General features: G+C 45.1%; 20 protein-coding genes. 14 read left to right on the top strand and 6 right to left on the bottom strand.

The window, feature by feature from the left end:
* Positions 1–11: 11 nt before the first annotated feature.
* The 4 genes from PP178_RS10745 to PP178_RS10760 are packed head-to-tail and all read right to left on the bottom strand — an operon-like array spanning position 12 to position 2949.
* Positions 12–737 (bottom strand): head GIN domain-containing protein, encoded by a 726-nt coding sequence (locus tag PP178_RS10745; RefSeq protein WP_272594342.1) that lies wholly within the window; start codon positions 735–737, stop codon positions 12–14.
* A gap of 22 nt (positions 738–759) precedes the next feature.
* Positions 760–1851: a hypothetical protein gene (locus PP178_RS10750; RefSeq protein WP_272594343.1), complete on the bottom strand. Its 1092-nt coding sequence runs from the start codon at positions 1849–1851 to the stop codon at positions 760–762.
* Positions 1832–2395, bottom strand: a complete 564-nt coding sequence (locus PP178_RS10755) for a hypothetical protein (RefSeq protein ID WP_272594344.1) — start codon at positions 2393–2395, stop codon at positions 1832–1834. The genes PP178_RS10750 and PP178_RS10755 overlap by 20 nt, the downstream gene beginning before the upstream one ends.
* Positions 2395–2949 carry an RNA polymerase sigma factor gene (locus PP178_RS10760; RefSeq protein ID WP_272594345.1) on the bottom strand — a complete coding sequence of 185 codons (555 nt, stop codon included), beginning with the start codon at positions 2947–2949 and terminating at the stop codon, positions 2395–2397. Before PP178_RS10760 ends, PP178_RS10755 begins: the two co-directional genes overlap by 1 nt.
* A 217-nt stretch (positions 2950–3166) precedes the next feature.
* On the opposite strand from PP178_RS10760, the gene lon reads away from it, so the two are divergent.
* Positions 3167–5617, top strand: a complete 2451-nt coding sequence (gene lon, locus PP178_RS10765) for an endopeptidase La (RefSeq protein WP_272594346.1) — start codon at positions 3167–3169, stop codon at positions 5615–5617.
* Positions 5618–5744: 127 nt separating this feature from the next.
* Entirely contained in the window at positions 5745–6449 is a 705-nt protein-coding gene (gene cmk / locus PP178_RS10770; protein WP_272594347.1) for a (d)CMP kinase, read from the top strand.
* Positions 6450–6483: 34 nt separating this feature from the next.
* Here cmk and PP178_RS10775 read toward each other — a convergent pair whose 3' ends face one another.
* Positions 6484–6864 (bottom strand): LysM peptidoglycan-binding domain-containing protein, encoded by a 381-nt coding sequence (locus tag PP178_RS10775; RefSeq protein WP_272594348.1) that lies wholly within the window; start codon positions 6862–6864, stop codon positions 6484–6486.
* Between the two features lie 251 nt (positions 6865–7115).
* Here PP178_RS10775 and rpsA point away from each other — a divergent pair, with 251 nt between their 5' ends.
* The 10 genes from rpsA to PP178_RS10825 all read left to right on the top strand — a co-directional run bounded on the left by rpsA (position 7116) and on the right by PP178_RS10825 (position 17493).
* Entirely contained in the window at positions 7116–8951 is a 1836-nt protein-coding gene (gene rpsA / locus PP178_RS10780; RefSeq protein WP_272594349.1) for a 30S ribosomal protein S1, read from the top strand.
* 185 nt (positions 8952–9136) lie between these two features.
* Complete coding sequence (pyrR, locus tag PP178_RS10785; protein WP_272594350.1) at positions 9137–9676, top strand: bifunctional pyr operon transcriptional regulator/uracil phosphoribosyltransferase PyrR; 540 nt, start codon at positions 9137–9139, stop codon at positions 9674–9676.
* Positions 9677–9679: 3 nt separating this feature from the next.
* Complete coding sequence (locus PP178_RS10790) at positions 9680–10606, top strand: aspartate carbamoyltransferase catalytic subunit (protein ID WP_272594351.1); 927 nt, start codon at positions 9680–9682, stop codon at positions 10604–10606.
* A 5-nt stretch (positions 10607–10611) separates the two neighbouring features.
* The gene (locus tag PP178_RS10795; RefSeq protein WP_272594352.1) at positions 10612–10944 is read left to right on the top strand and encodes a ribonuclease Z; all 333 of its coding nucleotides are present in this window, start codon (positions 10612–10614) and stop codon (positions 10942–10944) included.
* A 36-nt stretch (positions 10945–10980) separates the two neighbouring features.
* Positions 10981–11886: a ribonuclease Z gene (locus tag PP178_RS10800; RefSeq protein ID WP_272594353.1), complete on the top strand. Its 906-nt coding sequence runs from the start codon at positions 10981–10983 to the stop codon at positions 11884–11886.
* Between the two features lie 127 nt (positions 11887–12013).
* The gene (pdxH, locus tag PP178_RS10805; protein WP_272594354.1) at positions 12014–12661 is read left to right on the top strand and encodes a pyridoxamine 5'-phosphate oxidase; all 648 of its coding nucleotides are present in this window, start codon (positions 12014–12016) and stop codon (positions 12659–12661) included.
* Positions 12662–12708: 47 nt separating this feature from the next.
* Positions 12709–13194: a SixA phosphatase family protein gene (locus tag PP178_RS10810; RefSeq protein WP_272594355.1), complete on the top strand. Its 486-nt coding sequence runs from the start codon at positions 12709–12711 to the stop codon at positions 13192–13194.
* Positions 13194–15278 (top strand): polyphosphate kinase 1, encoded by a 2085-nt coding sequence (gene ppk1 / locus PP178_RS10815; RefSeq protein WP_272594356.1) that lies wholly within the window; start codon positions 13194–13196, stop codon positions 15276–15278. Before PP178_RS10810 ends, ppk1 begins: the two co-directional genes overlap by 1 nt.
* Before the next feature lie 12 nt (positions 15279–15290).
* Positions 15291–16199, top strand: a complete 909-nt coding sequence (locus tag PP178_RS10820) for a Ppx/GppA phosphatase family protein (protein WP_272594357.1) — start codon at positions 15291–15293, stop codon at positions 16197–16199.
* Positions 16141–17493 (top strand): MFS transporter, encoded by a 1353-nt coding sequence (locus tag PP178_RS10825; protein ID WP_272594358.1) that lies wholly within the window; start codon positions 16141–16143, stop codon positions 17491–17493. Before PP178_RS10820 ends, PP178_RS10825 begins: the two co-directional genes overlap by 59 nt.
* 3 nt (positions 17494–17496) lie before the next feature.
* Here PP178_RS10825 and PP178_RS10830 read toward each other — a convergent pair whose 3' ends face one another.
* Positions 17497–18078, bottom strand: a complete 582-nt coding sequence (locus PP178_RS10830) for a tRNA-(ms[2]io[6]A)-hydroxylase (RefSeq protein WP_272594359.1) — start codon at positions 18076–18078, stop codon at positions 17497–17499.
* 170 nt (positions 18079–18248) lie between these two features.
* Here PP178_RS10830 and PP178_RS10835 point away from each other — a divergent pair, with 170 nt between their 5' ends.
* Positions 18249–19103: an EboA domain-containing protein gene (locus PP178_RS10835; RefSeq protein WP_272594360.1), complete on the top strand. Its 855-nt coding sequence runs from the start codon at positions 18249–18251 to the stop codon at positions 19101–19103.
* 4 nt (positions 19104–19107) lie between these two features.
* Positions 19108–20016 (top strand): TatD family hydrolase, encoded by a 909-nt coding sequence (locus PP178_RS10840; protein ID WP_272594361.1) that lies wholly within the window; start codon positions 19108–19110, stop codon positions 20014–20016.
* The last annotated feature ends 1 nt before the right edge of the window (position 20017 follow it).

Below are 20017 nucleotides of genomic sequence, written 5' to 3' on the forward strand. Positions count from 1 at the left end.
CTTAATTGTTATCACGCTTTGGTAATTTCACCGGAACCTGACTTTTTACTGTCAACTTTCTTTGGGTTCCCTTTGTAACGAATATCGCCGGATCCACTCACATTGGCTTTTAAAGACTTATTGGCTGTGACCTGCACGTCGGCAGAACCCGATACCTGCACTTCAACATCGTCAGCCTCGAGATCAAACGCATCTAGGTCTCCTGATCCGGACATCCGGATCTCCAGGTCCTTTGTCTTTCCTTTCATGCTTATGGTCCCCGATCCGGACACATTAGATTTCACTTTATCGGATTCTATTTCCAGTTCAATATCTCCGGAGCCCGATACCGATGTTTCTAATCGTTCCGACTGCAAAACAGTTCTGCTACTGACATTCCCTGAACCGGACAGACTGATGGCTTCGATGCTTTCTACAGGGATAGTGATCACAATGCCATCCTTCCATTTAGTGGGCTTCAGGTTAACCCCTTTTCGCTCTTTTATTTTAAGCTCTCCACCGTCTACTTCGGTTTCCACGTATTTCAGCAGATTTTCTTCACCGCGCAGTGTAATTTCACCCTCACGTCCGTTCACCAGCTCTATATTGAACCATCCGGAAATAGAAATCTCCTCGTAATCCGCTGTTTCTCGCTCTAGGGTAACCACATTGCCATTACCCTTTATCTTCTTACCCCACTGGGCCTGCATGCCGTAGCTCGTACAGAGCAATATGGCCATCACTAGTATTCTCTTCATTATTATAGTTGATTAAGACTGTTTAATTCTTGTATAAGCGGATTCCTCCGTAACTACTATTAATATAAACCTTTTTTCCGTTGGTTTCCCGGCCGTAATAGCCCTTGTAATATTTAGAGGCAGAATCCGTCTTCCGTATATCGGTCTCAAGATCATCCAGGCCTTTTACATCTGCATATTCTGCCGATATTTCGAAATTAAAACTGTACTGGCTGTCATATCCGATTTTAACGCCGGTATAGTCGGAATCGATGGAGAGGTTACCGGCATCAGCAGCCATTTTATCTATGGTTATGCCCCCGTAATCTGCGCTGATATCTACATTGCCGTGTACGGTACCCAACTCGATCTCTATGTAATCACCACTGCCCTTTACATTCTTCATTTCTTTCACGTCCATATGCCCGTAGTCACAGCTGTATTCAAGGTTTTCCATATTCCCTATCGACGCATTGGTATAATCTGCATTAATGGAGAGGTCACCAGCTTTCTCGATGCTGAAACCGGAGTAATCTGCGGAAATGCTCCCGCTGTTGATGTATCCGATAGTCGACTTGGAAGTGTAATCAAAAGACAACTGGTTCTTTCTTCCCCTGAGCTCACCGATATCTAGCCTGCCGTAATCACAGCTGATCTTTGCGTGCCCGTCTATACGGTCCAGGGTGATACCCCCGTAGTCATTGCTGAGGTTGACGTTGTGCTTGACCGGTAATTTTATGGTGTAATTTACCTGCATGCTGACGTTCTTATTGCCACCCCAATTCCAATTCCATCCCGATTTTCCTTTGTTGAAATGAGTCTTGGCACTGACCATGTCACCGGATTGTTCAAATTCGACAGAGATCTCATCCAGCTTCTCCTTCACTTTCTCTTCGTTATCACCATTGGTTTTAATGTGGACCTCGATCTCAATCCTGTCTTCGTTCCAGGAGGTAAGCACGAGGTTACCGTAGCTGTTATCCACTTTTAATAAACCGCTGGCAGATACATTAAAATCTTTTTTTATGGTCTTTTCCTTGGTATACTTGCCTTTGAGCTCATGGTCATTGGCCAGTAAGCTGCCCGCAGACAACATACTCATAAGGATTACCAGGTTAAATACTAATGTTTTCATATTCGTCCGTATTAAAGTTTTTGATCATTTCAATTTGTTCTTGTACTTCTTTAAGCAACTCTATCCGTGTCTGGAAATTTGTGATCATTGCACTGAGGATCAGTTTGCTGTTTCCCCCGTTCAATAAGTCATTTTCCATCCTCGTGTAATCATCTTCCAGGATTTTTAATTGGTTAAGGGCGTCTTCAAGAACTTTGTTGGTCAGCGGAGAATCCTCTGCTCGTAAGATCTTTACCTGTTCCTCTATAAGGCCGGTGAAATAAAGGTTAGTCTGCGAGATCTCCGGTGAAATCCGGGCCACCTGGTCTTGCACGTTAGCTTGGGGGTAAAATGACAGGTAACCCAGGGTAAGGAACAGGAGCAGAGCCGCTGCCGCAGCATAAGGCTGCCATAGGCTGAACAGGGATAGCCCTGATCCTTTCGGCTTTTGCTCTGCCTTAAGTTTGGCCATAAAGCGTTCCTCGTGTCCTCTTTGGGGCAATTCTGTATCAAATTTGCCTTGCAGGGATTTAAAGAGCTCTTCTAAATTTCTTTCTTCGTTCATCAGTTCAGCTTTAATAATTTTTTTCTCAGGCTTTCCTTGGCTCTGGAAATGGTAGTCCTGCAATTGGCATAACTGATATCCATTATGCTGCAGATCTCCTCGTAATCATAACCCTCTATGAGGTGTAAGGTCAAAGAAATCCGGTAATTGTCTTTTAACCCTTGCATGGCGGCCAGTACCTTTTGAGCCTTCAGTTCTGATTCCTCATGCTCGGGGACGTAACCTTCATGATCTTCGACCTTATACAGTACCTCGTCAAGTCTGATTTCACCGGATTTTTGATTTTTCCGGTAGTAGTGAATACTCCTGTTGATCACGATCCGCTTTAACCAGGCTCCGAATGTCACTTCACCTCTAAAAGTGTGTAACTTGGTAAATGCCTTTAAAAACGATTCCTGCATAATATCTTCAGCGTCCTCACTTTTCTTTACAATACGCAATGCTACGTTATACATCGCTTTATAATAGCGCCTGTACAGTTCCATTTGTGCCGCCTGGTCACCTTCCAGGCATAATGGTACTAACGTTTCCGTATGCATTACGAGTTGGCTCAAAAAGTAGATGGTTTATTCAATAGATAGCTGAAGTTAGCGATTGTTACAGTTTTTATGATTTATTTTTCATTTCGTGGCATAACAATTGTTTTTTCAATATAGCACAGTTGTCCCGGTACGAGTATGTACCTTGCACACAGCGAATTACAGCTGTGCCATGAAAAAGAAAATGCTAACAAGCCGCGTCAGAATGACAGTTTGGCTGATAAAATGATATATGGGAGATTTTAATTTTAAAAATATAGACAATTTGTCGCTTCAGGGACTGGATGAAGATTCTGAATTAATTCCCCTGCTTACACCAGAGGATGAAGAAGAGATGAATAATGAAGTCCTGCCTTCTACTTTACCCATTCTTCCTTTGCGGAACACCGTGTTATTTCCCGGTGTGGTAATCCCAATTACGGCAGGCAGGGATAAGTCTATTAATTTGATCAAGCATGCCAACAATGGCAGTAAGACCATAGGTGTTGTTTCCCAGAAGGATGAGGAGACGGAAGACCCCGGTGTGAGGGATATTAATACACTGGGTACGGTGGCCCGAATCTTAAGGGTACTGCAGATGCCGGATGGAAATACCACGGTGATCATACAGGGGAAAAAGCGATTCGAGATCGCAGAGGTTCTTACAGAGAAGCCTTATATGACGGCCACTATCAGGGAAGCTACCGAGATCCGCCCGGAACCAGGCAACCAGGAGTTCCTCGCAATTATTGATTCTATAAAAGAGTTGGCTATCAGGATTATCAGGGATAATCCCAATATTCCGAGTGAAGCCTCTTTTGCCATCAAGAATATTCAGAGTAATTCTTTCCTGATCAATTTTGTATCCTCTAACCTGAACCTCGATGTCAAGGAGAAACAGGAGTTATTAGAGATCAATGATCTGCAGGAGCGTGCCCTGGCTACCCTGAAGCACATGAACGTGGAGTTGCAGAAACTGGAGTTGCGGAATGACATACAGTCGAAAGTACGCAGTGATATGGATCAGCAGCAACGGGAATATTTCCTGCACCAGCAGATGAAGACCATACAGGAAGAACTAGGAGGCGTTTCTTATGACGAGGAAATCCAGGAGATGAAAGAACGAGCGGCCAAGAAAAAATGGCCGGAGAAAGTAGGGGAGCACTTTGACCGGGAATTAGGGAAGATGCAACGGATGAATCCACAAGTTGCGGAGTATTCCATCCAGCGAAATTACCTGGACCTGTTTCTCGATCTTCCCTGGAACAAGTTCTCTAAAGACAAGTTTGACCTGAAAAGGGCACAGAAGATCCTGGATCGGGATCATTACGGTTTGGAAGATGTTAAGCGCAGGATCATTGAATACCTCGCTGTGCTGAAACTGCGTAACGATATGAAGTCGCCCATCTTATGCCTTTACGGTCCTCCCGGGGTAGGGAAGACCTCCTTGGGTAAATCTGTAGCTGAAGCCCTGGGCAGGGAATACGTACGGATGTCGCTTGGTGGGCTGAGGGACGAGGCTGAGATCAGGGGGCACCGAAAGACCTATATTGGTGCCATGCCCGGAAGGATCATACAGAGCTTGAAGAAGGCCGGTACCTCTAACCCGGTTTTTATCCTGGACGAGATTGATAAACTTGCCAGCAGTAACCAGGGAGATCCCTCTTCGGCTATGCTGGAGGTACTGGATCCCGAACAGAACAGTGATTTTTATGATAATTTCCTGGAGATGGGTTATGATTTGTCTAAGGTGATGTTTATTGCCACGGCCAATAACCTCTCTACCATTCAGCCAGCCCTGAGAGACCGGATGGAGATTATTAATGTAACGGGTTATACCATAGAAGAAAAGGTAGAAATTGCGAAGAGACACTTGTTGCCAAAACAATTAAAGGAACACGGTCTTACCGATAAGGATCTGAAGATCGGGAAACGACAGTTAGAAAAGATCGTAGAGGGGTATACCCGCGAATCAGGGGTGCGTGCCCTGGAAAAACAGGTCGCCAAAATGGTGCGCCATGCCGCGAAGAATATCGCTATGGAGGAGGATTACAATATTAAGGTCACCAACGAGGATATAGAAAGTGTATTAGGGCCGGCAAGGCTTGAGCGCGATAAGTACGAGAGCAACGAAGTTGCCGGGGTAGTTACAGGTTTGGCCTGGACCAGTGTAGGAGGTGATATACTGTTTATTGAAGCTATACTTTCTAAAGGAAAGGGAACCCTTAATGTAACCGGGAACCTGGGTAAAGTGATGAAAGAGTCTGCGACCATTGCCATGGAATACATCAAATCTAATGCGGACAGTTTTGGCATTGATTCAGACGTATTTGACAAGTACAATGTTCACATCCATGTACCCGAAGGTGCGACACCTAAAGATGGTCCCAGTGCCGGGGTTACTATGCTCACCTCCCTGGTTTCGCTCTTCACCCAGAAAAAAGTGAAAAAGAGCATTGCCATGACCGGTGAAATTACCCTCAGGGGTAAGGTGCTGCCGGTAGGGGGGATCAAGGAGAAGATCTTAGCGGCCAAAAGAGCCCGGATCCGGGAGATCATATTATGTGAAGAGAACCGGAAAGACGTGCTGGAGATCAAGGAAGAATATCTTAAAGGGCTCACCTTCCATTATGTTTCGGACATGAGCGAGGTAATAGACCTGGCGATCACCGACCAGAAGGTGAAGAACGCCAAAAAATTTTAGTCTTAAGCAGACTAAGAAAGATCAGGCCCGCTGTTCAGCAGCGGGCTTTGTCTTTAAAAATGGGTTCGAGTTCAGAAAAATAGTTATGCTTACCGGGCCTTCCATCTTTTCTATATATTTTTAGCCGATGAAAAAAATTACCGTTGCCATTGATGGCTTTTCTTCAACAGGTAAAAGTACCCTTGCCAAGCAGTTGGCTAAGGCATTGGGATATGTCTATGTAGATACCGGGGCCATGTACAGGGCTGTTACCCTTTTTGCTTTGCGGAATGGGTTTGTCGGGGGCGAACAGAATAATATGAGTGCGCTGGTCAAATTGCTGCCGAAAATCCGCTTGAAATTCAAGTTTAACCCGGAAATGGGGTTTGCTGAGATCTACCTCAATGGCGAGAACGTGGAAAACGAAATTCGAAAACTGGAAGTTTCCAGGTATGTCAGCCAGGTTGCTGCCGTGCAGGAAGTGCGTTTTAAACTGGTGGATCTGCAGAAGCAGATGGGAAAAGACAAAGGGATTGTGATGGATGGCCGGGATATCGGTACCGTTGTTTTTCCCGATGCGGAACTCAAGGTTTTTATGACCGCCTCTCCCGAAGTACGGGCAAACCGAAGGTATAAAGAGCTGATTGATAAAGGCGACGATGTAAATTTTGACGAAGTACTTCAGAATGTCAGGGAGCGAGACCATATAGATTCTAACCGGGAGTTCTCTCCCCTCAGGAAAGCGGAGGATGCCATTGAATTTGATAATGGCGACATGGGGAGGGAAGAGCAGTTTGAGCGTATTTACAACTATGCGCTCCGCGTTATAGAGAAAATAAACAAGGACGCCTGAGTGGCGTCCTTTTCATTTTATTGGTGGTGATTTACTACACCTTAGGTATCACTAATACCTGGTCCGGGTAAATAACATCCGGGTTATTCAGTATGCTGGTATTGGCCGAGAATATCTCCTTGTATTTCATGGCATCACCGTAGTAATGCTTGGCAATTTTACTCAGGGATTCCCCGCTCTTAACCACATGTCGATGGTATACAGAATCATCTTCAACGGTGATATTGGCCTTAATGTCTGATGGGCTTTCACCCCCGATTTCCTTGATCTTATCCCAGATCAGGTCTTTTTCGTACTGTGTCTGTGCCATCCCCTTTACTTTAAGAGTTCCTCCTTCTTCAGTAACGTTGCCGTCTTTGATCCCCAATCGCTCTCCGAGATCAAGTACAGGTTGGTATTTTGCTTTTACACTCATGAAACTATCAATTTTGATTAATAAAGTCTAAGATACGAATTTCGGGGCCTGCATCGGACTCATTCCCCTGGTTTTATGTGCTTAATAACAGTCTAAAATTGTTTGTAATACAAATATTTAGTTGTATTTTTGCACACCTTTTTCAGCAAAGCATCAAGAGGAAAGGGGTATAATAAAAAACTTATAAAAATAACTTCTGCGTTTATTGCTTAGCTCTTGTAACAGCGTAGGATACAAATTTAAATCAGCAAATGGCTGAAGAAAAAAACACAGCAACGGTAGATGAAACTGCCGGAGCAGAGCAAGAAACACAAAAACCGACTTCCCAGAAGGATCAGAAAGAATTTCTCGAAAATTTTGATTGGGACAAGTACGAAGAGGGAATTGAGCGTGTAGACGAGTCCAAACTGGAGGAGTTTGAAAAGCTTGTTGCCGAGAACTTCGTAGACACTGCAGATGAAGAGGTTGTTGAAGGAACGGTAACTTACCTTACAGACCGTGAAGCAATCATCGACATTAACGCGAAGTCTGAAGGTGTTATCTCACTGAACGAATTCAGGTACAATCCTGATCTTAAAGTGGGTGATAAAGTAGAAGTACTTATCGACATCCGTGAAGATAAAAGCGGGCAATTGGTGCTTTCTCACCGTAAAGCCAGGACTATTAAGGCTTGGGAGCGAGTGAACGAGGCACACGATAAGGAAGAAGTAGTTAACGGTTACGTTAAGTGCAGGACTAAAGGAGGTATGATCGTAGACGTATTCGGTATTGAAGCGTTCCTTCCAGGTTCTCAGATCGACGTTAAACCGATCCGTGATTACGACCAGTACGTAGGGAAGACTATGGAATTCAAAGTGGTGAAGATCAACCACGAATTCAAGAACGTAGTTGTATCTCACAAAGCGCTGATCGAGGCGGATATCGAAGAGCAGAAGAAAGAAATCATCAGCCAGCTTGAGAAAGGGCAGGTTCTTGAAGGTGTTGTTAAGAATATCACTTCTTACGGTGTGTTTATCGACCTTGGTGGCGTGGACGGACTGGTTCACATTACAGACCTTTCATGGAGCCGTATCAACCACCCGAACGAGGTTGTTGAGCTGGATCAGAAGCTGAACGTAGTTATTCTTGACTTCGATGATAACAAATCTAGAATTCAACTTGGATTAAAGCAGCTAGAAAAGCACCCATGGGATGCGCTAGGTGATGAGATCAAAGTTGGTGATAAGGTTAAAGGAAAAGTAGTTGTGATCGCAGATTACGGTGCATTCCTTGAAGTGGCCGAAGGAGTTGAAGGTTTGATCCACGTTTCTGAAATGTCCTGGTCTACGCACCTGCGTTCTGCACAGGATTTCGTGAAAGTTGGAGATGAACTGGAAGCTGTTGTTCTTACCCTGGACCGCGAAGATCGCAAAATGTCCCTGGGTATCAAGCAACTTTCCCCGGATCCATGGACAGACATCACTACCAAGTACCCTGTAGGTTCTAAGCACAAAGGAATTGTGAGAAACTTCACCAATTTTGGTGTGTTCGTAGAGCTGGAAGAAGGTATTGACGGACTGATCTACATCTCTGACCTATCCTGGACTAAGAAGATCAAGCACCCATCAGAATTCGTTACCGTAGGAGATACTCTGGAGGTAGAAGTTCTGGAACTGGATGTTGATGGTCGTAAGCTTAGCCTGGGTCACAAGCAGACTACAGAGAATCCTTGGGATAAATACGAAGAGCAGTACGGACTGGATACAGTACATACCGCTTCTATCTCTGAGATCGTAGATAAAGGTGCTATCATTGAGTTCAATGAAGACATCACTGCTTTTGTTCCTCAGCGTCATCTTGAAAAAGAAGACGGGAAGAAACTAGGAAAAGGTGAAGAAGCCGAATTCAAGATCATCGAGTTCAATAAAGAATTCAAGAGGGTCGTGGCTAGTCACACCGCTATCTTTAAAGAAGAAGAGCAACGCAATGTAAAAGCTGCCAAGAAAAAGGCTGCTTCTCAGGCAGAAGAATCCAAGCCAACACTTGGAGATGCCAATGAGCAATTGCAGGCGTTGAAGGATAAAATGGAAGCTGGTAAGAAAAAATAGTTTTCATTCCTATATCAATTTTCACCTTCAGGTGTAAAAGCAGACCCCGGCAGCATTGCCGGGGTCTTTGTTTTTAAGCACTTTAGACGAAGCCGTTAAGCGGCTAATTATTCTCTGCAGCAGCTCACTTATTATTAGTCAGAATTCGCTATTTTTGTTCACATAAGCGCAGGATCAACCCACCTATGAGCCAAAAAGTTTTGCTTTCTTCCAAAGAGATCAACATCATACTGCACAGACTGGCTTGTCAATTATTAGAGAATCACACGAATTTTAAAGACACAGCTCTCATCGGGATGCAACCCCGTGGTATTTTTCTTGCCGATCGGTTAAAGAAGATACTGATAGAAGAATACGGGGTCAAAAAGATAGACCTGGGCTTCCTGGATATCACCTTTTACCGGGACGACTTCCGGCGGAGTGATAAACCCCTGGAAGCCAGCAGCACAAACATGGATTTCCTGGTTGAGAACAAAAAGGTGGTGCTCATAGATGACGTCTTATATACCGGCCGAAGTATTCGAGCCGCGCTCACGGCGATACAATCCTTTGGCAGACCCGCCGAGATTGAACTGCTGGTCCTCATAGACCGGAGATTCAGCAGGCATTTACCGATACAGCCTAATTACAGGGGGCGGCAGGTGGATGCCATTAACGAAGAGAAGGTGAAAGTACACTGGAAAGAAAATGAAGGGGAAGATACTATCTACCTGGTAAATAAATAAAGCATGGCAGAGTTAAGTGTAAAACACTTGTTGGGAATCAAATATCTTAATGAAGCAGATATTGACCTGATCTTTGAGACTGCCGATCATTTCAAGGAAGTAATCAACCGTTCCATCAAAAAGGTTCCCTCGCTCAGGGACATTACCATAGCCAATATCTTTTTTGAGAACAGTACCCGAACCAAATTGTCTTTTGAACTGGCAGAAAAGCGACTATCTGCCGATGTGATCAATTTTTCGGCAGGGCAGTCCTCGGTAAAGAAGGGGGAGACCCTGATCGATACCGTTAACAATATCCTTTCTATGAAAGTGGATATGGTGGTGATGAGGCATCCTAATCCCGGTGCTGGAATCTTTCTTTCTAAGCATGTCAATGCCTCCATAGTAAACGCAGGAGACGGGGCTCATGAGCATCCGACCCAGGCTTTGCTCGACTCCTATTCCATCCGGGAAAAATTAGGCGATGTAGCGGGGAAAAAAGTAGTGATCGTCGGGGATATCCTTCATTCCAGGGTGGCGCTCTCTAACATATTTGCTCTCAAATTACAAGGGGCGGAAGTAAAGGTCTGTGGGCCACACACCCTGATTCCTAAGTATATAGAGACCTTAGGTGTGGGGGTAGAGAACAACTTGCTTAAAGCGCTCAACTGGTGCGACGTGGCCAATATGCTCCGGATCCAGAACGAACGGATGGAAATAAGTTACTTTCCCACTACCCGTGAATACACACAGCAATACGGGCTGAACAAGAAAATACTGGACAGTTTGGATAAAGAGATAGTAGTTATGCATCCCGGGCCTATCAACCGCGGGGTGGAGATTACCAGTGATGTTGCAGATTCCAAACAATCCATTATCCTGAACCAGGTAGAGAACGGTGTTGCTATCCGCATGGCTGTGATCTATTTATTAGCATCCAAAATAAAATAAGAACTATGATCTTTGATAAAGACGGCCATACGGCCATAGTGTTCCAGGAAAATGTTTCCCTGCAGAAATTTTTGGAAAACCTCAAGGAGGGTTACGAGAAGATCAAGAACGATAATATCATTGTTAATCTCACTTCATTTTCTCGTCTCACCGCTGAGGACCTTCCGCTCTTTATGGAGCTGTCTGACAAACACAGGGAAGGTGGTAAATCTTTTGTCATTGTGACCGAAGAAGTGACCTTTGATGAAATCCCTGATGAACTCGTCGTAGTGCCAACCCTGGGAGAGGCCAGTGATCTGATCGAGATGGACGAGATAGAAAGGGACCTGGACCTTTAACAGGCCCGGGAGCCCTTGTCTATAAAGGACACATTTATGAAACTACATATCCTGGGCTGTTATGCCGCTACACCTCGAACCCTTACCAATCCAACTTCCCAGGTGCTCGAAATTAAGAATCATCTTTTTCTTATCGATTGCGGGGAGGGGACCCAGGTAGAGTTGCGAAGACAGAAGATTCGGTTCTCCAGGATTAACCATATTTTTATATCTCACTTGCATGGGGACCATTTCTTTGGACTGCCGGGCCTGGTAGCCTCTTTCCGGTTATTAGGCCGACAAAACCCCTTACACATATATGGCCCTAAAGGGATCAAGGAAGCCATCACGCTTTTGCTGAAACTGGGAAACTCGTGGACCAATTATCCCCTGATCTTTCACGAGTTGGTGGATAAACATCCCGTATCCCTATATGAGGATGAGTTGGTAACTGTAGAGACTATCCCCATGGATCATCGTATCTATACCAATGGATTTCTTTTCCGGGAAAAACCATCACCCCGCAAACTGGATATAGATGCCGCAAGAAAGTACAAAGTGCCCAAGGAATATTTTCAGTTAGTAAAACAGGGCAATGATTATGAACTTCCCGACGGAACCCTGATTAATAATAGGGACCTGACCATGGACCCTCCACTACCAAAAAGCTATGCCTACTGCAGCGATACAGCTTTCAACCCCCGTATAATACCCCAAATACGCGGTGTACAGGTTTTATATCACGAAGCTACCTTCTTGCGAACGGAAATTCACCTGGCCCGTAAAACCGGTCACTCCACGGCAGCAGAGGCAGCGGAAATAGCTGCGGAAGCAGGAGTGCAGCAATTGATCCTTGGGCATTATTCTACGCGATACCGCGACCTGGAAAAATTCCGCTTGGAAGCCCAGGAGGTATTTCCTGAAGTTCTGCTTGCAGACGATGGAAAATGCTTCGAATTCTGATGGGGTAAAAGTTTGTTTTTCCTTCCTAATCTCTCCTGCCGATGCACATAAAATATTAAAGCTGAACCCACTGGAGATTCCCTTTGTTTTCTCAACTTTGCTTATCTTGTTTTTCTAAAATTTGTGCATGGCAAAAGATCTCAGGTCTTACCGAAAATCATACGAAAAAAGTGCCCTGGTAGAGGAAACTGCCGGCATGGATCCTTTTATATTATTTAAAAGATGGTTTACGGAACTGGAAGAATCGGGAACCGTAGATGAGCTCAATACTATGACCCTTGTAACCCGGGGCGTTGATGGTTTTCCAAAGGGAAGGGTAGTGCTGCTCAAAGAATTTTCTGATAAAGGATTTGTTTTCTACACCAATTATAACAGCGAGAAGGGTATGGCCATTGCCGCTGACCCCAAGGTGGGCATTTCTTTTTTCTGGCCCACCATGGAAAGACAGGTGATTATTAAAGGAATAGCTTCAAAGGTTGATTCTTCCGATTCTGATGCCTATTTTAACAGCAGGCCATACGGTAGCCGCTTGGGCGCCATCGTCTCGGCGCAGAGCAGTACAATTAGTTCCAGGGAAGCCTTGGAAGACAGGCTGCAGAAGCTGAAACAAAGTCTTAAAGAAGAGGAAATTAAAAGGCCTGAATACTGGGGGGGATACCGGGTAATCCCTGAGAGTATTGAGTTCTGGCAGGGCCGGCCAAATCGCCTGCACGACAGGCTGCTGTATACTGCAAAGCCAGACAGTGAATGGGAGCGGGTTCGCTTGTCTCCCTGAAGGAAAGGTTAACCTGAGCACTTAACCATCAACTAAAAGAACTAGAAATGAAAAATATAATATTTGTACGTCATGGTAAATCCGCCTGGAATTACGACGTTAATGACAAAGACCGGCCTTTAAAGGAGAGGGGAATCAATGATGGATTGCTGGTATCTGGAAAATTTAAAAGCCTTGGAATAACACCTGATGCTATATATTCCAGCCCCGCTAACCGCGCGCTGCACACCTGTACTATCTTCCTGCGGAAATTAAAATATGACCTGGAAAAATTCAGGCTCAGTGAAGAACTGTACGAGTTTTCAGGTGAAGGAGTGATGAATTTTGTGCAGAACCTGGATGACTCCCTGGATACTGTTATGATTTTTGGGCATAACTACGCCTTTACCAACGTAGTGAACCAATGGGGAAGCGAAGCAATAGATAATGTTCCAACTACCGGTCTCGTTCAGATTCAGTTCGATATTGATTTCTGGAAATCTGCCAAACAGGGCAAAACCGTACGTACCATCTTCCCAAAACACCTTAAATAATGCAGAAAAGCAAAAACCAATACATTAACAGGGAAATAAGCTGGCTGCGATTTAATGAAAGGGTATTACAGGAATGTGCGGATAAAAATGTTCCCCTGATAGAGAGATTACGGTTCCTCGGTATATTCTCCAATAATTTGGACGAATTCTTTAAAGTGCGTTATGCCACCGTAAAACGGATAGCCGAATCCGGGAAATCCGGTAAAAGTGAATTGGGAGGCGCAAAAGCTAAAGACCTGCTGGAACAAATTACCCAGATCGTGATCAGGCAGCAGAGCAGGAGCCTTGAAATCCTCAAGGATATCGAGGTAGAGTTGGAAGGCGAAAACATTTTCCTGATCAATGAGACCGAGATCAACGGAAAGCAGGAGGCCTTTGTACGCAACTACTTTATGCAAAGCATCAGTCCACAGCTGATGACTATAATCCTGAACGATCTGGCGCAGTTTCCCATGCTTAAGGATACCGCCGCTTACCTGGCAGTTAAAATGGTTCTTAAGAATGGGGATAAAACCCCGAAAGTAAAAGGGAAAAAAGAAAAACGATACGCCCTGATCGAAATTCCTAAAGGGATAGACCGGTTTATTGTGCTCCCAAAAGACGGAGATAAGAATTATATCATTATGCTTGATGATGTAATCCGCTACTGTATGGATGGCATCTTTACCATGTTTGATTATAAATCGATCTCTGCCCATATGATCAAGATCACCAGGGATGCCGAACTGGATATTGACAATGATCTGAGTAAGAGCTTCATTGAAAAGATATCGTCCAGTGTGGAGCACAGGAAGATAGGAGACCCGGTAAGGTTTGTCTATGATAAGAGTATTGCCGAGGACACCTTTGATTTCCTGATTAAGAAAATGGGCATTGAAGAGACCGATAGCCTTATCCCGGGAGGCCGTTATCACAACAGGCGTGATTATATGGGTTTCCCCAGCCTGGGGCGGGAAGACCTGCTCTATCCCAAGATACGACCTCTGCCGGTTAAAGGACTTAGCCTGGAGGGAAGCTTATTAGAGGATATTGCAAAGAAGGACTTTTTACAATACGCACCTTACCACACCTTTTCTTATGTGATCAAATTCTTGCGTGAGGCTGCCCTGGACCCACTGGTCAAAAATATTAAGATCACTGTATACCGGCTGGCCGATAATTCGCAGGTTACTGCTTCCCTGATCAACGCAGTAAAGAACGGAAAACAGGTCACCGTTCAAATAGAATTGCAGGCCCGTTTTGATGAACAGGCCAATATTAAATATGCCGAACAATTACAGGCAGAAGGGGTGAAATTAATTTTCGGGGTACCGGGACTTAAAGTACACAGTAAGATCTGCCTGATAGAACGATTGGAAGGTAAGAACCTGAAACATTACGGGTTTATCAGTACAGGAAACTTTAACGAATCTACAGCTCGGATCTATACGGATTATACCTTGTTCACGGCCAATGAGCCCATCCTGAAAGAGCTGAGCAAAGTATTTGATTTCTTTGAGACTACGTATAAGATCCATAAGTATAAACACCTTATCGTATCTCCGCATTATACCCGCCGGAATTTTGAGCGCTTTATCCGGAAAGAGATTGCCAATGCCAAAGCCGGGAAGGAAGCTTATATCAAGATCAAGATGAACTCCTTTACTTCGTACCAGATGGTAGACAAGTTATACGAGGCCAGCAGGGCAGGGGTAAAGATTCAGCTGATAATTCGCGGGATATGCTGTCTGATTCCCGGAATAAAAGGGATGAGTGAGAATATCGAGGCCATCAGTATAGTGGATAAATTCCTGGAACACCCCAGGTTGTTCATCTTCGGAAATGATGGTGATCCACAGGTATTCATCTCCTCGGCCGACTGGATGACCAGGAACCTGGACAACCGGGTAGAAGTAGGGGTGCCCATACACGATGAAGATATTAAACAGGAACTCATAGATACCTTTGAGATCTCCTGGAGCGATAATGTTAAAGCAAGGGTGTTTAACGCAACACAAGACAATACGTACAGGGAAAACCATCTTCCGTCTGTACGCTCCCAGTTTGCGATGTATGACTATTACCTGGATAAACTGGACTCCTAAAACCACATTGGATTGAAGATTCGAAAATTTGCTGCTATCGACATTGGTTCCAACGCCATCCGGCTCCTGGTGCACAACGTGATTGAGCAGGAAGGTAAGGAAACCCAGTTCAGGAAAAGTTCACTGATCCGGGTCCCGGTAAGGTTAGGGGAAGACACCTTCACCCTTGGGGAAATATCAGTTAGGAATACCGAGAGGCTTATCGATTCTATGCAGGCATTTAAGCACCTGATGGCTGTAATGGGGGTAGAAAAATATATGGCCTGTGCTACCTCGGCGATGCGCGAGGCCAAGAACGGGAAAAATATCATCAGGCGTATACAGGAAGAAACCGGCGTGTCGGTAGAGATCATCGATGGGAAGAAAGAAGCCTCCATTATCGCCAATACCGATTTGCGACAACTTCTGCAGGAAGACCAGACCTACCTCTATATAGATGTCGGAGGTGGTAGTACGGAATTTACACTACTGAGCGGAACCACCCCTAAGGTTTCCCGTTCATTCAAGGTAGGGACGGTGCGGCTGCTGAACGGTATGGTAGAGGAATCACATTGGGAGGAGATAAAAAATTGGATTAGAAAACATGTGACCCCTTTACAGAACGTACAGATCATCGGTTCCGGGGGTAACATCAATAAATTGCACAAAATGAGCGGTCGTAAGGTGGGAGTGCCCCTCTCTTATATCTGGCTGCACTCGCAATATCAATACCTGCAATCTATGAGCTATGAAGATCGAATCATAGAGCTGGGGTTGAACCCGGACCGGGCAGATGTAATCATTCCGGCTACAAGAATCTTTTTACTGGCGGCTAAATGGAGCGGCAGTAAGAAAATTCATGTTCCTAAGGTAGGACTCTCTGATGGTATCATCAAAACCCTTTATTATTCAGAGTATTCCACAGCAAGCCAGCACCCTTAAAATGAAAGAAGAAGACATTTACCGTTGGATTACTGAAGAAGATGAAGAGCGTTCCTGTAAAGCAATCAGTGAAGATAACTGTACGAATGTCCCGGGAAACTTTGTTAAGAACGCCCTGAGTGGTTTCTGTTCCAAGTTGGCAGAACAACTGGTAAGCCCGGGGGTCACGCTGCCCTGGATGCTCTCCATGTTCGACGCAGGACTCGGTTATTCCGGAATGCTGGTACCCCTCAAAAACCTGGGAAGCCTGTTGCCGCAATTATTTGTGTCTGGTAAAATAAGAGCCTTCCCAATTCGTAAATATTTCTGGGGTGTTCCCGCAGTCGCACAGGCCGTTTTCGTAGCCTTGATGGGGGTGGCATTTTACGGGCTGCACGGAACCACCCTGGGAATTGCTATAGTTAGCTTATTACTGCTATACAGTATAGCCAGTGGGGTATCTTCTGTCGCCTTCAAAGATGTAATGGGGAAGACGATTCCCAAAGGAAACAGGGGACGATTATTAGCAACTCGAGCTACCGGGGGAGGAATATTGACCCTCATATTCGGTTTAATACTGTATATCTTCCTGAGAGAACAGGATACCATGGGAATCCTATTCATACTGCTGGGTCTTGCCACCTTACTCTGGGTACTTGCAGGCTTGTTCTTTTTCTGGATCGAAGAGGAAAAAGGGGCTACAGACGGGGGCAGAACACCATTCCAGGAATTCAGGAAAGGGTGGAACCTACTCGGAAAGGATACCAACCTGAGAACGTTCATTCTCGCCAGGGCTTTCTTAATGGCCATTCCCCTGGCTCAACCATTTTTCGTTATAATCGGGAGAAAAAATACTGATGCCGACTTGTCCGGGCTTGGACTTTTTGTGGTCGCTTCGGGAATCGCAGCCCTGGTTTCCAGTCCATTCTGGGGTAAACTGGCAGACTGGTCTTCCCGGAAATTAATGATGGGCATTGGTGCCTTTGGAATTTTAAATTGCTTGCTGGTCCTTGGTTTTACTTACCTGCCGGGGGATTATAAAACCATCTACTTGTTTGCCCCCCTGATCCTTCTTAATATGATGGCTCATGGTGGAGCAAGGCTGAGTCGAAAGACCTATCTTACCGATTATGCGCCCGAGGAGGAACGCCCCTTGTACGTGGCATTGTCTAACACCTTGATAGGGTTGTTCACTGTACTTACAGCCGGGATAGGTTTTCTTGCCGAATGGTTTAGTACGGACTTCCTGCTTTATTTCCTGGTAGGGATGCTGCTGGTGAGTATGCTACTGAGTTACCGGCTCCGGGAGGCCTGATGCCTAGCCGTGGATCGTTTCACTTTTGCCGAGATCCTTCATAATACCGGCTTCGAAATCTAGCAAGTCCTGCCATTTTTGGTCCACCTCTTTCCGGTCCCCGTACTTTCTTGCAAAGTTCAGGAAAAGGGTATAATGCCCAGCTTCACTTACCATTAATTTCCTGTAAAATTCGGCTAGTTCTTTGTCTTCGAGCTCTTCTGATAAAAGTCGGAAACGCTCGCAGCTTCTCGCTTCGATTAAAGCGGCATAGAGAAGCCTGTGTACCAACTGGGTAATGCGGCTACCCCCTTTTGGAAAGAACTTCATCAACTGTATCACGTATTCATCTTTCCGGTACCTTCCCAGTGTCTTACCCCTTGCCAGGATACGGTCATGTACCATTTTAAAATGCCCCATTTCTTCACGTGAAAGTGCGATCATTTCCTGTACCAACTCAGGGTATTCTGGATAGGTGACAATAAATGAAATTGCGGTACTCGCCGCTTTTTGCTCACAATAGGCGTGATCGGTGAGGATCTCATCAATGTTCTTGGAAACTATATTCACCCATCGTGGGTCTGTTGGTAATTTAAGTCCGAGCATGGGATAATCTTTTAATGCAAAAATAACAAGAATAGATTCATCTCTCTATCATCCTAATTCTGGGCAGAAAAGAATTTAATGATTAGATTTGTGAGCCTTGATATCTCCTTCCCCCTTCGAGGAATAATATCATCTCTTAGCGAACACAGTAAAACCGACGAGACTAACCTATGTATTCAGAAAATACGGGGCCTGTTCTGGCCAAAATTCTTAGTTTAAACCTGGATCAGGACACCAGTGAGTGGTGGCAAAAGCAGCTGCAACAGTTAAAAGAATCTCCATCTGCCCGTCAACTCTATCTAACGTACAGTCTATTGGGAAGTAAGCTTGCAGGCGATAACCCGGAATACCCCGGGAAATCATCCCCTGAGACCGAATATTTAAAGCTGCAAGGAGCTAATACCATGCAGGTAGCCAGGATTTACCTGTTGGTTTATGCTCTGGAAACAGACCGTGAGTTTTATCTTCCTAAAGTCCAGAAATTAATAGAATTGGCGGATACCGGTGAAATGGCAACCTTTCTGAAATTCCTGGTTTTGCTACCTGGGGCGGAAGACTTCAAATTTTCAGCTGTTGAGGCACTCCGCACCAATATCGCTACGGTATTTGATGCCATTGCACTTGATAATCCCTATCCCGCCTTATTTTTTAACGATCAGCAATGGAACCAGATGTACCTGAAAGCTGCATTCATGCAAAGGGACCTGGGGAAAATCCAGAGTGTAAAAGAAAGGGGAAATAAGGACCTTTCGCGAATCATTTCGGATTATGCACATGAACGTTGGGCGGCTTCAAGAGAAGTAGACCCCCAGTTCTGGCAACCCGTAGGGCCTTTCCTTGAAGGCACTTTGATAGAAGATGTAAAAAGACTGCTGAACAGTGATCATAAGGCAGAACAAAGAGCCGGGGCCTTGTTGGTGTCGGAATCGGGAAAAGCAGAGCTCAGGGATTTACTGTCGGCACATCCACAATTACAAAAAATGGTGGGGAACAAAGAGATCCATTGGAATAATTTAAATCAATAGAAAAATGCAAGATAAAATGATGTTTATAGACCCCCACGTTCATATGACCTCAAGGACAACTGACGATTACGAGGCCATGGCTGCAGCGGGTGTGGTCGCTTTAATAGAGCCGTCATTCTGGTTGGGACAGCCTCGAACACAAGTGGGCTCCTTCCAGGATTATTTCAGTAGCCTGGTAGGGTGGGAGCCATTCCGCGCCAGCCAGTTTGGAATTAAACATTACTGTACAATTGGGTTAAACTCTAAGGAAGCCAACAATGAAGCCTTGGCCGAACAGGTGATGGACCTGCTGCCCCTATACCTTCATAAAGAAAATGTGGTGGCCATAGGTGAGATTGGATATGATGACCAGACTCCGGCAGAGGATAAATATTTCAGGGCACAATTGGAGCTCGCCAGGGAATTAGATATGACCGTTCAGGTACATACGCCACACCGGGATAAAAAAGCAGGTACCATCAGAAGTATGGAGGTTTGCCTGGAACACGGGCTTGATCCCGGGAACGTGATCATAGACCACAATAACGAGGAAACAGTGAAGGAGGTACTGGACCGTGGGTTTATCGCCGCCTTTACGATCTATCCGAAAACGAAAATGGGTAATGAAAGGATGGTGGCTGTAGTAGAGAAATATGGCAGTAATAATATCATCGTGGATAGTTCAGCAGACTGGGGTGTCAGTGATCCATTAGCGGTTCCTAAAACCGCTTCACTGATGTTAAAAAGAGGGATATCCAAGGAGGATGTTATGAAGACTTGTTACAGTAATGCCCTTAAAGCATTTGGCAAGAACGGGAAGATGAAAGAATCTGATTGGCTGAATGCGGAAGGTATCAACCAAACCCAGTTGTTCAATGATAACAGTGTGCTTCGGGGTCAGGAGCCACGCGTAGATTCCGATAAAATTTCCTGAG

Source organism: Zeaxanthinibacter sp. PT1 (assembly GCF_028464225.1).
Lineage (GTDB): Bacteria > Bacteroidota > Bacteroidia > Flavobacteriales > Flavobacteriaceae > Zeaxanthinibacter.

Bases quoted from the DNA above. Each gene is read 5' to 3' on its own strand.
- pdxH (WP_272594354.1), top strand. From the start codon at position 12,014: ATGGCAAAAGATCTCAGGTCTTACCGAAAATCATACGAAAAAAGTGCC.
- ppk1 (WP_272594356.1), top strand. From the start codon at position 13,194: ATGCAGAAAAGCAAAAACCAATACATTAACAGGGAAATAAGCTGGCTG.
- pyrR (WP_272594350.1), top strand. From the start codon at position 9,137: ATGAGCCAAAAAGTTTTGCTTTCTTCCAAAGAGATCAACATCATACTG.
- PP178_RS10825 (WP_272594358.1), top strand. From the start codon at position 16,141: ATGGTATCATCAAAACCCTTTATTATTCAGAGTATTCCACAGCAAGCC.
- PP178_RS10790 (WP_272594351.1), top strand. From the start codon at position 9,680: ATGGCAGAGTTAAGTGTAAAACACTTGTTGGGAATCAAATATCTTAAT.
- PP178_RS10800 (WP_272594353.1), top strand. From the start codon at position 10,981: ATGAAACTACATATCCTGGGCTGTTATGCCGCTACACCTCGAACCCTT.
- PP178_RS10830 (WP_272594359.1), bottom strand. From the start codon at position 18,078: ATGCTCGGACTTAAATTACCAACAGACCCACGATGGGTGAATATAGTT.
- rpsA (WP_272594349.1), top strand. From the start codon at position 7,116: ATGGCTGAAGAAAAAAACACAGCAACGGTAGATGAAACTGCCGGAGCA.
- PP178_RS10840 (WP_272594361.1), top strand. From the start codon at position 19,108: ATGCAAGATAAAATGATGTTTATAGACCCCCACGTTCATATGACCTCA.
- cmk (WP_272594347.1), top strand. From the start codon at position 5,745: ATGAAAAAAATTACCGTTGCCATTGATGGCTTTTCTTCAACAGGTAAA.
- PP178_RS10810 (WP_272594355.1), top strand. From the start codon at position 12,709: ATGAAAAATATAATATTTGTACGTCATGGTAAATCCGCCTGGAATTAC.
- PP178_RS10835 (WP_272594360.1), top strand. From the start codon at position 18,249: ATGTATTCAGAAAATACGGGGCCTGTTCTGGCCAAAATTCTTAGTTTA.
- PP178_RS10745 (WP_272594342.1), bottom strand. From the start codon at position 737: ATGAAGAGAATACTAGTGATGGCCATATTGCTCTGTACGAGCTACGGC.
- PP178_RS10750 (WP_272594343.1), bottom strand. From the start codon at position 1,851: ATGAAAACATTAGTATTTAACCTGGTAATCCTTATGAGTATGTTGTCT.
- lon (WP_272594346.1), top strand. From the start codon at position 3,167: ATGGGAGATTTTAATTTTAAAAATATAGACAATTTGTCGCTTCAGGGA.
- PP178_RS10795 (WP_272594352.1), top strand. From the start codon at position 10,612: ATGATCTTTGATAAAGACGGCCATACGGCCATAGTGTTCCAGGAAAAT.
- PP178_RS10755 (WP_272594344.1), bottom strand. From the start codon at position 2,395: ATGAACGAAGAAAGAAATTTAGAAGAGCTCTTTAAATCCCTGCAAGGC.
- PP178_RS10775 (WP_272594348.1), bottom strand. From the start codon at position 6,864: ATGAGTGTAAAAGCAAAATACCAACCTGTACTTGATCTCGGAGAGCGA.